This is a genomic window from Nocardiopsis sediminis (genome assembly GCF_042650565.1).
Lineage (GTDB): Bacteria > Actinomycetota > Actinomycetes > Streptosporangiales > Streptosporangiaceae > Nocardiopsis_B > Nocardiopsis_B sediminis.
In genome coordinates this window covers 254,032-267,670 of sequence record NZ_JBHSBH010000015.1, presented here as the reverse complement: position 1 = coordinate 267,670, position 13,639 = coordinate 254,032, and the positions used below count along the sequence as shown (strand labels likewise).

Sequence of the window (13,639 nt, the reverse complement as noted above, 5' to 3'; positions counted from 1 at the left end):
GGGGCGTCCGGTAGCGTCCCGTCGCGGTGGCGCCGCCCCCGGTCGTGGTGTCGGCTCGCCGCCCGCGGCCGTCGCGGCCGCGACCCGTGCGTTCGCCGACCCGAGGAGTGAAGATGAAAGCCGTCGTGATCAGAGAGTTCGGGGACCCCGAGGGCCTGGAGGTGGTCGACCTGCCCGTACCGGTCCCCGAACCCGGGCAGGTGCGGATCGCCACGGAGGCCATCGGGGTCGGCGGCGTGGACGCCGTGATCCGCCGGGGAACGATGGCGGGCCTCGGCTTCCGGAAGGGCCATCTCCTCGGCAGCGAGGTCGCGGGACGTGTCACCGCGGTGGGGGAGGGAGTGGATGCCTCGTGGGCGGGGCGGCGGGTGTGGGCGTTCACCGGCCTGTCCGGCGGGTACGCGGAGCAGGCCGTCGCCGCGGTCGAGGACGTCCTGCCGCTACCCGAGGGTCTGACCAGCGCCGACGCGGTGACCCTCGGCGGATCCGGCGTGGTCGCCCATTTCGCCCTGGAGCGCGCCCGTTTCGCGCCCGGCGAGTCGGTGCTCGTGCGCGGCGCCGCGGGCAGCATCGGCATCGCGGCGGTCCAGCTCGCGGCCAGGGGCGGCGCGGGCGCGGTGGCGGTCACCACCTCGTCGGCGGAGCGCGGCGCCCGCCTGCGGGAGCTGGGCGCGACCCATGGCGTCGACCGTTCAGGCGAGGGCTGTGGCGCGGACACACCAGCGGGCTTCGACGTGGTGATCGATGTGGTGGGAGGTTCCCTGCTTCCCCTCTTCCTGGACAAGCTGAACCCCAATGGGCGGTTCGTGGCCCTCGGCGTGGTCGCTGGGCCGCCGCCGACGGACTTCGGCGTGCGGCTGATGGACGCCTTCCGCCGGTCCGTTTCGTTCGCCACGCTCAGCACCGATACCGTCCCCGGCCCCGACAAGCAGGCCGTGCGCGCGTCCCAGTTCACCGAGGCCGCACGCGGAGACCTGCGCACGGTGGTGCACGAGGTCCTACCGCTGGACCAGGCGGCATCGGCCCACCGGGCGATGGACGCGGGCGAGGTGTTCGGCAGGGTCGTGCTGGTCCCCTGAGTCGGTGCGGACATTACTCGGGGCCGGGACGGTGGCAGGGGAGCTGCTCGGGTCGTGGCCGGCGCCCTCCGCCGAGCCCCGATGTTCCCGTCGACCGCGGCTCTCCTCCGTGGGGCGGGCTATCATCCAGGGACGTCCCGGGACGGTGCCGTCTTAGGCGGCGGGACCCGGGAGGCGCCCACGGCTCCCCGCCCGGTTCGCGGCGGCGATGGATGGCGAGAAGGAGGCGGACGACGATGGTCCCCGGCATGGTCGTGTACGACGGCCCGGCTCACGCATCGATGCGGGAGCTGGCAGTCCTCCGGTAGCTTCCCGGGCGTGCCGGCCCGTGCCGCTTCGGCGGGCGGGTCCGGCCGATCCGGTCCTTCGGCGTCCTCTGTGATTCCCGGGAGGATCCCCCAGGATCCGTCCCCGGACGGCCGCCCATCCCGAGAGCCGCGCCCGCGGTCTCTCCGGCCTGCCGCGGCCCCGGTCCGTCCGGCTTCTCGCATCGGTGTTCCACGTGCCCTGACCACGTCCGAACACCTGGAGCCGATGTGCCCCGAATCCACTGGACCGAGGCCGGCGAGCGCCGATCCGCCCGCTGGCTCTCCACCACCCGGCCGACCCCGCGGCGCGTCGTCGTCGCCGACGACCGCATGCGGGCCGACACCGCCCACCGCCTCGCTCGCTCCGGCACCGCGCTGCTGTGGCGCGGCGACTTCCACGGCGCACGGCAGCTGCTGCGGGCGCTGGCCCGGCGCTGCGACCGCGCGCCCGCGGCGCGGGGCGGCGGCCCCGCCGCGGACCCCGCCGCGGACCCCGCCGCCGCGTTCCACCGGCACCGCCGCGACCGCGCGCGACGGGCACGCATCCTCGGCATGCTGCTGGTGGAGCTCGACGCCGGATACGCCCTCGCTCTGCGCCGGGCCCCCGATACAGGGCCGGCGTGTGCCCTGGCGTTCGGGCCGCCGGGCGGCGGACCGAACATGATCGCCCTGAAGGACCTGCTCGGCGCGGTCGGCGCGGCGGAGTGGCGCCGGAAGGGCGTCGCGATCCCCGCTCTGGGCGGTGACCCGATCCATCCCCACTACGGCGTCTTCTCCCCGGTGCGGGGCGAGTACGTGGACCTGGTCGCCGACGCCCCGCTGCCGGTGCCCTCGGGTGGGGCGGCCCCCGGGACGTCTGGGGCGTCGGCCCCGTTGACCGTGTTCGACATCGGGACCGGCACCGGCGTGCTCGCCGCGGTGCTCGCGCGGCGCGGTGCCGGGCGCGTGGTCGCCACCGACATCTCCCCGCGCGCCCGGGAATGCGCGCGCGAGAACCTGGACCGCCTCGGGCTGGGCGGGCGGGCCGAGGTCGTCGCCGCCGACCTCTTCCCCGAGGGACGTGCCGGACTGGTCGTGTGCAACCCGCCGTGGGTCCCTGCCGAGCCGACCAGCACCCTGGAGCAGGGCGTATACGACCCCGACGGGCGGATGCTGCGCGGGTTCCTCGGCGGCCTCGCCGGCCACCTCGAACCGGGCGGCGAGGGGTGGCTGATCCTGTCCGACCTCGCCGAGCACCTGGGGCTGCGGACCCGCGCCGGCCTGCTCGCCGAGATCGAGGCAGCCGGGCTGCGCGTGGCCGGCCGGACGGACACCCGGCCCCGCCACCGGCGCGCCGCCGACCCGGCCGACCCCCTCCACCGGGCCCGCGCGGCCGAGACGACGTCACTGTGGCGCCTGCGCGTCGGGTCGGCTTAGCCGGTGCTCTTTGAAGCGGTGAGGTCGCGTAGCCGGATGCGGATGAAGCGACGTGAACGGCTCCCTCGGACCGTGGCTCTCTCGGTCCGCGGGGTGTGTCAGCACGCGGGCACAACGATCGAGTCACACCATGCTCGGGGACCGTCCGGCGACTCTAAAGCAACCTATTGTTGCTTTAGCTATATCGGTATGGGGCTGAGGGGAGACACCATGAAGATCCTGGTCAGCGGCGCGGGAGCGGCCGGGCTGTGTGCGGGCATCGACCTGGCACGCGCCGGGCACGAGGTCGAGATCGTCGAGCGCTCGGACCACCTGCGCGTCAACGGCTCGCCCATCGACGTGCGCGGCGACGCGCTCGAGACGGCCCGCCAGATGGGCATCCTGGATGCGGTGCACGAGCGGCGGATCACGATGACCGAAGAGACGAAGTTCGTCGACCGGTCCGGCGCGACGGTCGCCTCCCTGGTGATGCAGGAGATCAACGAGAGCACTGATGACATCGAGCTCCCCCGCGAGGACCTCATGATCATCCTGCGGCAGGCCCTGCCCGAGGAGGTCGACCTGCGCTTCGAGGAGTCCATCGCGACGCTGGCCGACGATGGGGACCGGGTGGCGGTCACTTTCGCCTCCGGCCGCGAGGCCGCCTACGACATCGTCGTCGGCGCCGACGGGGTGCACTCCGGGGTGCGCCGGCTCGTCTTCGGCCCGGAGAAGGAGTTCACCAAGCCCCTCGGGGTGTACGTCGCGATCGCGGACGCGCCCGGCCAGGCGACGCCCGGCGGCACCCGCGTGACGGAGATCCTCAACCTGCCGGGGCGCTTCGCTGGCGTGGCCCGCTACCGCGACAAGGCGCTGGCGATCTTCGAGTTCCGGTCCGACCCGATCGACCACGACTACCGCGACCTGGCCGCCCAGAAGCGCATCCTGGCCGAGGCCTTCGCCGGGATCGAGGACTGGAAGGTCCCCGAGCTGATCGAGACCGCCCAGCAGGATCCCGAGCTCTACTTCGACGCGATCGCCCAGATCCACATGCCGGCCTGGCACCGGGGACGGGTCGTGCTGATCGGGGACGCCGCGCACTGCGCGACCTCGATGGCCGGGCGCGGTACCTCGCTGGCCCTGCTCGGGGCGTGGACGCTCGCCGAGGAGCTCGGCCGGCACGGCGACGACATCGAGGCGGCCTTCAGTGCCTACGAGGAGCGCCGGCGCCCCCACGCGGCGGCCGCCCAGGAGTTCGCGCACGGCGGGGCCGACCTCGTGGTCCCCGCCACCTGGGAGGCCATCGAGGCGCGCAACACACGGCTGCGCGCGGCGCAGCCGCTGTAGGGGCAGGGGGTCGATACGGGTGAACGGATGATCGCCGAGCGTTACGACCGCATCCGGTACGGGTAGCCGGGAGCCGAGTACCGGGGGCATCGCGGGTCACGGTGGATCGGGTGGTGGACCCCAGTCGATTCGACGTGACGTTGCCACTCCTGGAGGCTGGACATGGAAGGGTTCGACGACGAGCCGGAAGTCCCGGACGCGAGGTACGCCGACGACCGCCCGGCCGACCGGGGGCCGACCCCGGCTGAGGAGGGGAGCCTGGTCCCCGGCTCCCTCACGGCGGTTCGGGGGCGGCTGCTGTGGTTCGGGGACGACCCCTTCCTCACCTGTCCGAGCAAGGCCGTGCACTACTACGAGGACGGGCTGCTGGTCTGTGAGGACGGGAAGATCACCTACGCGGGCCCCTATGAATCCGCGCGCAATGCGGTGCCGCCGCGGGCGACGTTCGTCCACTACCCGAACCACATCATCATGCCGGGGTTCGTGGATACGCACACGCACTACACGCAGACCGGGATGATCGCGTCGTACGGCGAAGAGCTGATCGAGTGGCTGGAGAAATACGCCTACCCGGAGGAGATGAAATTCCGAAAGAAGGAGTATGCGGATAAGGTCGCCAATCTGTTCTGTGACGAGCTGCTGCGCAATGGGACGACGAGCGCGCTGGTGATGTGCGCCACCTATCCGCAGTCGGTCGACGCGCTCTTCGAGGCGTCCAATAGACGAGGAATGCGCCTCGCGGCCGGGAAAGTCCTTATGGACAGGAATGCGCCAAAGGAGCTGCTCGACGAGTCGGTCGAGGAGGCCAAGCGACAGACCGAGAAACTCATCGACAAATGGCACGGGAACGGCCGAAGCGTCTACGCCGTCATTCCCAGATTCGCCATCTCCTGCACGAGCGAGATGCTGTACGCCGCGAGCGAGCTGTGGAAGAGCAGGCGGGGGCTCCTGATGCACACCCACGTCTCGGAGAACCCCGACGAGATCGCCAAAGTGCGCTGCCTCTTCCCCGATGCCGACGGCTACCTCGACGTCTACAAGCGGCACGGGCTGCTCGGCAAGGGGGCGATCTTCGCCCACGGCGTCCATCTGACGCTGAAGGAGCTCGCCACCTGCCACAAGAAGCAATCGGCTCTCGCCCATTGCCCGACCGCGAACCTGTTCCTCGGCAGTGGCCTGTTCTCCCTCCGCGACGCCAAACGTCGGGCCCGGCCGGTCGAGGTCGGCCTGGGTACCGATGTCGGCGCGGGTACCAGCTTCTCGGTCCTGGCCTTGATGAATGAGGCGTACAAGATCGCCGCGCTCAAGGACTACCCGGTCGACGCCGTGCGCCTCTTCTATCTGGCGACGCTCGGCGGGGCCCGGACGTTGCGCATGCACAAGAAGATCGGCAAGCTGGAGCCGGGCTATGAGGCCGATTTCATCGTCCTCGACCCCGAGGCCACCCCCGTCCTGGCCAACCGCACCCGCAAGAGCGAGGGTCGCATCGAAGAACTGCTGTTCGCTCTGGCGACCCTGGGCGATGACCGTGCGGTGGAGGCCACGTATGTGGCCGGCCGGCTGGTCCACAATCGCGATAAGAAGAAATCCGGACCGCGTCAGAACAATATGGTCTTCAGCCACTACGACTGGCCGACGCAGTCCTGGACCCCAGGTCAGGAACTGGGTTTCACCGGGAAAAGGGCCCCCTCGATCGAGGCCTTCGCCGGGGGGCTGCACTGCGTCTACAACGATGCCTCCGACCGGCTGAACTGGACCGTGTACACGAGGCAGGGTGGTGGGCAGGGCACGTGGAGTCCGGCGGTGAACCTCGGCGCGATGGGTACGGGGACGATCGCCCCGTACCACGATTACCTGCACCTGTGCTATACGGATATCGACAAGAAGGTGCAATGGAGATTCCGTGGCGCCGATCCGCAGAGTTCATGGGGGCCGGAGCGGCAACTCGTCGGAATATCCTCGGATCGCCCCCCGTCGATCACTGCGTACAACGACTTTCTGCATATCATGGTCCCGGACCGCGGAGGTCGGCTCCAGTGGAACATGTATTGCTCGAAGACGAATGAATGGTCCGGGTGGAAACCCCTTTGGGATGTCTCCAGCCAGCAATATCCGGTGTCGATCGCCGCCTATGCCGGACGGCTGTACGTCATGTACTGCGGCGGCGGAAATGCGCGATGGACGTCCTATGACTCCAAGACCGATGCGTGGCGCCCGCACGAGGAGATAAAAGGAACGCATCACAGCTATCGCACGCGGATATCCCATTATAACGGCCTGATTTATGCAATCGGATATCGGGAGGCCGGGGGGTTCGTGGAGAATTGGTGGGCGAAGATGGGGGCCGACCCGGACATGCAGGAGTGGACCGAACCTGAGCCCGTTCCTGACATCGGCTTCATCGGCTCGTACGGGACCGGATTGACTCCCTATCACGGCCTGCTCTACTGCGCTCATTTCTGACGTCCCGAATCCGTCGACCCCCGGTCCATGTCGGTGACCCGGTGAGCGGTCGCGAGGCCGGGCTCCGTGCGGCCGCCCGGTGGGTTCCGCGGCCCGGGTGGAAAGCGCTTGCTTCGCGATCTTCGCCGGTCGTGCAGAGTGGATCCCGCCGCTACTAAATCGTTCAAACCCTTGATCCGCTGAGGCTTTGCCCGAATGTCCCGCGGGTTGACGTCGTCTGCGTCCTTGCCGGTGGATCGGCCGGTGGTGGGATGTGTTCCTCCGACCTCTCGTGTCACGTTTCTGTTACGCACCCTTGACCTGTGCCCTAGGTCACACTTAACTTCGGCCTCTAATTGAAACGTCTCAATCGAGCCGGAGGGTCGCCCCCATGACCGACGTGCACGCAGGGATCCGCGCCACGCCTCTCCAGCGGCGGGGGAGATGACGACCCCGGCCGCGGGCGTGCGCCGGCGCCGGGTGCGGCCGGCCGTGCGGGTCCCCTGGTGGTTCGTGCTCCCGGCCGCCGCGTTCTACGTCTTCTCCGTCGTCTGGCCCAGCCTCCAGGGCGCCGGGTTCGCGTTCACCGACTGGGACGGCCTGTCGCCCGTCCGCAGCTTCGTGGGGGCCGACAACTTCCGCCGCCTGCTGGAGGACCCCGAGGCCAGGAGCGCGATCGGCCGCACCCTGCTCATCGCCGCCGCGATCACCATCGTGCAGAACGGCGTCGGCCTGCTCTTGGCCCTGGGCGTGCACGCCAAGATCAAGAGCCGCAACGTGCTGCGGGTCATGCTGTTCGCCCCCGCCGTCATCACCCCGGTCGCAGCCGCCTACCTGTGGCAGTTCATGCTCACCCCCAACGGCGCCGTCAACCGGCTGCTCGACCTGGCCGGCCTCTCCGCCCTGCGCCAGGACTGGCTCGGTGACCCCGACATCGCCCTATGGTCGATCGTCGGGGTGGTCATCTGGCAGTACGCCGGCTACTCCATGGTGATCTTCCTGGCCGGGCTCCAGGGCGTGCCCGCCGAGATCATCGAGGCGTCGCGCGTCGACGGCGCGGGCGCCGTCCGCCGGTTCTGGTGGATCATCCGGCCCGAGCTCGGCCCCGCGCTCACCATCAACCTGATGCTGTCGGTCATCGGCGGGCTGAAGCTCTTCGACCAGATCTGGGTCATGACCGGCGGCGGGCCCGGCAACGCCACCGACAACATCTCCACGCTCATCTATAAGAACGCGTTCCAGTTCAACGACTTCGCCTACGGCATCGCCATGGCCCTGGTCCTCACCGGCTTCGTGGCGGTCCTGTCGGGCGCGCAATACGGGCTGCTGTCACGACAGTGGAGGAAGTGATGGAGCGCTACCGCGGCCGGACGCTGCTGCTGGAGATCGTGATGATCGCCGTCGGCGCGCTCTTCTTCGTGCCGATCTACGTCCTGGTCAACCTGTCGCTCAAGCGGCCCGACGACCCGTCGTCGCCGCTGGCGCCCGCCACCTCGCCCACCTTCGACAACTACCGTGCCGCCTGGACCCAGGCCGACCTGGGCGGCGCGCTGCTGACCAGCGTCTTCGTCACGGTCACCAGCGTGCTCATCATCGTCGTGATCTCCTCACTGGCCGCCTACCCCCTGGCGCGGGTCGCGCGCGGCTGGTCGCGGCTCGCGTTCTACGGGTTCATGCTCGGCCTGCTGCTGCCCTTCCAGCTCGCGCTGATCCCGCTCTACACGACCATCCGCGACCTGGGCCTGCTCGGCAGCGGCTGGTCGCTGGTCCTCTACTACGCCGGGCTCCAGGTGCCCTTCTCGATCTTCCTCTACGTGGGGTTCATCCGGGCGGTCCCGGTCGCCTACGAGGAGGCGGCCGCCATCGACGGGTGCGGTCCGCTGAACGGGTTCGTCCGGGTGGTGTTCCCGCTGCTGCGCCCGGTCACCGGGACCGTGGCGATCCTCAACGTCGTGCACGTGTGGAACGACTTCCTCACCCCGCTGCTCTACCTCACCGGCAGCACCCAGCAGACCGTGCCGGTGGCGCTGTTCTCGTTCGTCAGCCAGTACGTGTCGCAGTGGAACCTCGTGTTCGCCGGCCTGGTGATCACGATCGCCCCGATCCTGCTCGTCTACTTCCTGATGCAGCGCACCATCATCAAGGGCTTCGCCAGCCAGGTGAAGGGCTGAGCCCGCACCCCGCCCACCGCCGGGCGGCGCCGCCCGCGGCCGCACCCGCACCCTCCCCGTGCCTCAACGGACCCTAAGGAACCCCCATGCAGCACCGCCGACTGAGCGCCGCCGCAGCGCTCCTTGCCACGTCCGGACTGCTCGCCGCCTGCGGGCAGAACAGCTCCTCGGGCGATGAGAACACCCTCACCGTCACCGCCGCTTCCGGCGAGACGATCGTGCTCGAAGCGATCACGGCCGCGTTCGAGGAGGCCAACCCCGGCGTCACCGTCGAGGTCACGACCTCGGGGGTGGACCAGTACCAGACCACCACCCGCACCCAGCTGTCCTCCGGCAGCGCACCCGATGTGCTCTTCGTCTGGCCCGGCGACGGCAACCCGATGGCCATGCAGGTGGCCGCCGAGGCGGGGTTCCTGCACGACCTCTCCGACCGCCCGTGGGTGGAGGACATCCCCGACGGCATCCGGCCCGTCACCGAGATCGACGGCCAGACCTGGATCGCCCCGGTGACCTTCTCCGGGATCGGCGCGGTCTACAACATGGACGCCGTGGCCGACGCCGGTCTGGAGCCGCCCGAGACCCGCACCGAGCTGCTGGAGTTCTGCGCCGACGCCCAGGACGCCGGCGTGCCCGCGTTCTCCCTCGGCGCCCAGACGCCCTGGGTCACCCAGCTCGTGAACTACGCGATCGCCCCGACCCTGGTCTACGGCCCCGACCCGGAGTTCCCCGCCGAGATGGCCGCGGGCGACGCCACCTTCGCCGACTCCCCGTGGCGCGACACCATGGAGCAGTACATGGAGATGGCCGACTCCGGGTGCTTCCAGGACCAGCCGCTGGGGACGAGCTACGAGGCGAGCCTCGAGGCGGTCGCCTCGGGCGACGCGCTCGGCGTCATCCAGGTCAACGACTCCCTGACCGCCCTGGGGGAGCAGTCGCCCGACACCGAGTTCACCATGCTGCCGGTGCCCGCCACCGACGACCCCGAGGACACCCGCATGGCCGGGGCGGCGGGGTCTTCCTACGCGATCAACGCCGACGCGCCCAACATCGAGCTGGCCACCGAGTTCATCGACTTCCTCGCCTCGCCCGAGGGCATGAACACCTACGCCGAGACCAACAACGGGCTGCCCGCGATCCCCAACGACGACTTCACCGCCGACCCCGCGCTGGCGTCGCTGGCGGAGTACCAGGCCGACGGCCGCACCGACCCGTTCATGGACCAGCTGTGGCCCAACGCCCGCGTCCAGCAGACCCACTTCGCGGTGGTCCAGGAGCTGCTGTCCGGGTCGGTCGACGTCGATGCGGCGCTGACCCGGATGGACGAGGCCTACGCCGAAGGGGAGTGACCGCCCGGCCGAGGCGATCGGGCCGGTGCCCCCGCGGCACCGGCCCCCCGTTCCGGCGCCCCCGTTGGCACCAGTGAGGATGCGCAGTGACCGACAGCCCCACCCCGGCCGCCGCCCTGGCGGACGCGTTCGCCACCCCCGATGCCGCCGCCTTCGGCCCCGTTCCCATCTGGTGGTGGAGCGGCGCCCCCGTCGAGCGCCACCGGCTCCGCTGGCAGATGGAGCGGCTGCTCTCCCAGGGGGTCGCCCAGGCCGTCATCCTCAACCTCGCCCCCACCGGCCCGCTGCACGGCGCGCTCGCCGACGACCCCCCGTTCCTCAGCGAGGCGTGGTGGGAGGTGTTCCTCGGCGCCTGCGCCGACGCCGCCGAGCTCGGCTTCCGGTTCTGGCCCTACGACCAGATCGGCTTCTCGGGCGCCAACCTCCAGGGCCGGCTGGTCACCGCCGACCCCGGCTGGGCCGGCCAGGAGCTGGGCCGCGTCGAAGGCGGCCGTGACGGCGGCGGCCCGCTGGAGGCGGTGTGCCCCCAGGGTGCCGTTCCGCTGGCCGCCTACGCCCTTCCCGCCGACGGCGGCGCGGCGGTGCCCGTTGAACTGCGCGAAGGCACCGCGCGCTGGGACGGGGAGGGACGGCTCTTCCTCGTCTACGCCCACGACCAGGGCTTCGACTACTTCGACCCCGACGCCTGCGCCGCGCTCATCGACACCGTGCACGGCGAGTTCGCCCGCCGCGCCCGCCGGTGGTTCGGGTCGGTCATCGCCGGCTTCTTCCAGGACGAGCTGCCCGCCATGCCCACCTGGGGGCGCGGCTTCGCCGCGTCCTTCGCCGGCGCGCACGGCTACGACCTCACCGGCGCGCTCGCCGCCCTGTGGGGCGACCCCGTCGACCTCGGCCGCGCCGACGGAGCCGCGATCGACGGCGCGCAGGTGCGCCTGGACTACCACCGCCACCGCGCCGAACGCGCGCGCCGCGCCTTCTTCGGCCCGCTGCGCGACTGGTTCGACGCCAACGGCCTGATCTGCGGGTTCGACCAGCAGAGCCCCGCGCGCGAGGGCGACCCCGCCGGGTCCGCCCGGCTCTACGGCGACTACCTGGGCACCCACGCCCTGTTCGGCGCCCCCGGCAGCGACCACTGGGGCGACCCCAAGGTGCACAGCTCGATGGCGCACGCCAACGGCCACCCGCGCACCTGGATCGAGGCGTTCCACTCCTCGGGCTGGGGCGGCACCCTGGAGGAGACCTACGACTGGCTGGCCCCGTTCCTGCGCCGCGGCGCCACCCTGTACGACCCGCACGCCGTCTACTACGCCACCCCCGGCGGCTGGTGGGAGTGGGCCCCGCCCTCCACCTGCTGGCGCCAGCCCTACTGGCCCGCCTACCACGTGCTCGCCGACGCCGTGGCGCGGCTGTGCGCCTTGCTGAGCACCGGCGACCACGTCACCGACACCGTCCTGCTGTTCCCCACGACCACCGCCCAGTCCGGCGCCACCCTCGACGGCCCGCTGCCCGAGGCGGTCGCCGCGGGCGCCGCCTACCACGCGGTCAACGGGACCCCCGCGTGGTACGCCGAGCGCCCCGGCAGCCTGGAGCGCGCCGGCCGCGACCACGCCGTCCTGGACGAGGCGACCCTCGCCTCCGGGACCGTCGGCCCCGGCGGGCTGCGCGTCCACCGCGAGACCTACCGCAACGTGATCGTCCCCGCCGCTGATGCGCTCGATGCGGCCACCGCCGCGGTACTGGCCGACCTCGCCGCGGCCGGGGGCCGGGTCGTCTGCGTCGGCGCGCCCCCGGCCCGGTTCCCCGGCGACGACGGGACGGCCGGGGCCCGCTTCCGCGCCGCGCTGGCCGCGGGCACGGTGCGCTGCGTCGAGGACGCCGACGACGTCCCCGGTGCGCTGCTGCGCGGCCCCGTCCACGCCGAAGCCGACGCGCCCGCCCTGCTGCGCCGCGTGGGCGACACCCACGTGCTGGCCCTGTTCGCCCACGACGAGCGCACCGGAACCGCCCAGCCCATCATCACCGCAGGTGACGGCGGCACCTGGATCGAGGGCGCCTGGGACACCTACTGGACCTCCGCCACCGAGAACGGCTACACGTTCCGGCCGGTGACCGGGCGGCGTGCCCGCGTCGTAGTGCACGGCCTGGGCGACGTCGCCGTCCAGCAGTGGGACCCGCGCGACGGGACCCGGCGCGACGTCGCGGCCGTCCGCGAGCCCGGCGGCGGCCTGGCCGTGGAGACCGGCTTCACGGAGGGATCGGTCGCCATCCTGGTCCTGGGCGCCGGCCTGCCCGCGGCGACCGCCGCGGCGCCCGGCCCCGCCGGGGCCTGCGTGGAGCTGCGGGACTGGCGCCTCGATGCGCGCTCCACGCTCGACAACACCTGGGGCGACGCGGGCCCGCGCGACCGCCGCGAGGTCCTCCCGGTGGAGGTGTGGCGGTTCGACCACGCCGAGGGCACCGACCCCGATCCGGCGGACTGGCGGCCCGTCACCGCCGGGTACGGCCCGTTCGCCCTGGTCACGGTGGGGGAGGGCGACGCCTGGGAACGGGCCGAGTGGTCGCTGTCCCGCGGCATCGAGAACGACCCCGCCCACGGCGCGACCCTGGGCCCCAAGGGGTACGTGCCCGAGGAGTTCCTCGCCTGGCCGGAGCTGCGGCGCGGGCAGTGGGCCCGGGTCCGCACCGTCCTGGACGTCCCCGAGGTCCCGGGGGGCGAGGGGGTGGTGCTCGCCGTCGGCGGCAACGCCGACCGCACCGTCGGCATCGACGGCGCACCGGCCCCGGTGGCGGGGGAGGGCTACTGGACCACCAGCCCCATCGCCCCCGGCCGCCGGACCGTGGAGATCGCGTTCCGGGCGGCCGACGACGGTGCCGTCCGCGCCTCGTTCGCCCTGGTCACCGACCCCGCCGCCTACCGGCGGCCCGAATGGCTGGAGCCCGGCGACGGCTCGATCCCCGCCGCGACCCTGGAGGTCGCCTCCGACTTCACCGTGGCGGGGCCGGATGTGGTCACCGACGCGCGGGTGCAGATCGGCTCGGAGCAGCCCTGCACCGTCCTGCTCAACGGCGTGGAGGTCGGCCGCCAGAGCGCGTTCGACCCCTACGGCGAGCGCCGCTTCGCCCGCCTGCACCCCTACGACCTGGCCCCTTTCCTGCGCGCCGGTGCGAACCGGCTCGTCCTGCGCAGCACCGACGCCGGTCGCACCCCCGCGGTGCTCGTCGACTCCGTCCCCCGCTCGCGCGGCGGGCTGGGCCTGCTCAGCGGCGCCGGCGGCTGGACCGCCGAACGCGACGGTCACCCCGTCGCCCTGCGCCCCCGCCACCGGCAGTGGCAGGACCCGCGGTTCTCCTGCCTCCAGGCGCGGCCGCACCCGTTGCCGCGGGCATCGTGGCTGGAGCGCCCCGCCGGAGCCGAAGGTGTGGTGCTCGACGTCGTCCCCGACCTCGACCCCGCCGATACCGGGCCGCGCCTGCTGCGCTTCACCCTGCCCGTGGGCGCCACCGCCTTCACCGTCCCGACCGGCCTGGACTTCACGGCCACCGTCGGGGGG

General features: G+C 71.9%; 7 protein-coding genes. All 7 read left to right on the top strand.

The window, feature by feature from the left end:
• Positions 1-113 precede the first annotated feature (113 nt).
• The 7 genes from ACFOVU_RS23715 to ACFOVU_RS23685 all read left to right on the top strand — a co-directional run bounded on the left by ACFOVU_RS23715 (position 114) and on the right by ACFOVU_RS23685 (position 10,088).
• Positions 114-1,079 carry a zinc-binding dehydrogenase gene (locus tag ACFOVU_RS23715; protein WP_378537124.1) on the top strand — a complete coding sequence of 322 codons (966 nt, stop codon included), beginning with the start codon at positions 114-116 and terminating at the stop codon, positions 1,077-1,079.
• 536 nt (positions 1,080-1,615) lie between these two features.
• Positions 1,616-2,803, top strand: coding sequence for a methyltransferase (locus ACFOVU_RS23710; protein ID WP_378537123.1), 1,188 nt, complete (start codon positions 1,616-1,618; stop codon positions 2,801-2,803).
• Positions 2,804-3,013: 210 nt separating this feature from the next.
• Entirely contained in the window at positions 3,014-4,129 is a 1,116-nt protein-coding gene (locus ACFOVU_RS23705; RefSeq protein ID WP_378537121.1) for an FAD-dependent monooxygenase, read from the top strand.
• A gap of 162 nt (positions 4,130-4,291) precedes the next feature.
• Positions 4,292-6,592 (top strand): guanine deaminase, encoded by a 2,301-nt coding sequence (guaD, locus tag ACFOVU_RS23700; protein ID WP_378537120.1) that lies wholly within the window; start codon positions 4,292-4,294, stop codon positions 6,590-6,592.
• A 423-nt stretch (positions 6,593-7,015) separates the two neighbouring features.
• Positions 7,016-7,921 (top strand): carbohydrate ABC transporter permease, encoded by a 906-nt coding sequence (locus tag ACFOVU_RS23695; protein ID WP_378537118.1) that lies wholly within the window; start codon positions 7,016-7,018, stop codon positions 7,919-7,921.
• Entirely contained in the window at positions 7,921-8,742 is an 822-nt protein-coding gene (locus tag ACFOVU_RS23690; RefSeq protein ID WP_378537117.1) for a carbohydrate ABC transporter permease, read from the top strand. Before ACFOVU_RS23695 ends, ACFOVU_RS23690 begins: the two co-directional genes overlap by 1 nt.
• A gap of 86 nt (positions 8,743-8,828) precedes the next feature.
• Positions 8,829-10,088 carry an ABC transporter substrate-binding protein gene (locus ACFOVU_RS23685; RefSeq protein WP_378537115.1) on the top strand — a complete coding sequence of 420 codons (1,260 nt, stop codon included), beginning with the start codon at positions 8,829-8,831 and terminating at the stop codon, positions 10,086-10,088.
• Positions 10,089-13,639: the final 3,551 nt, after the last annotated feature.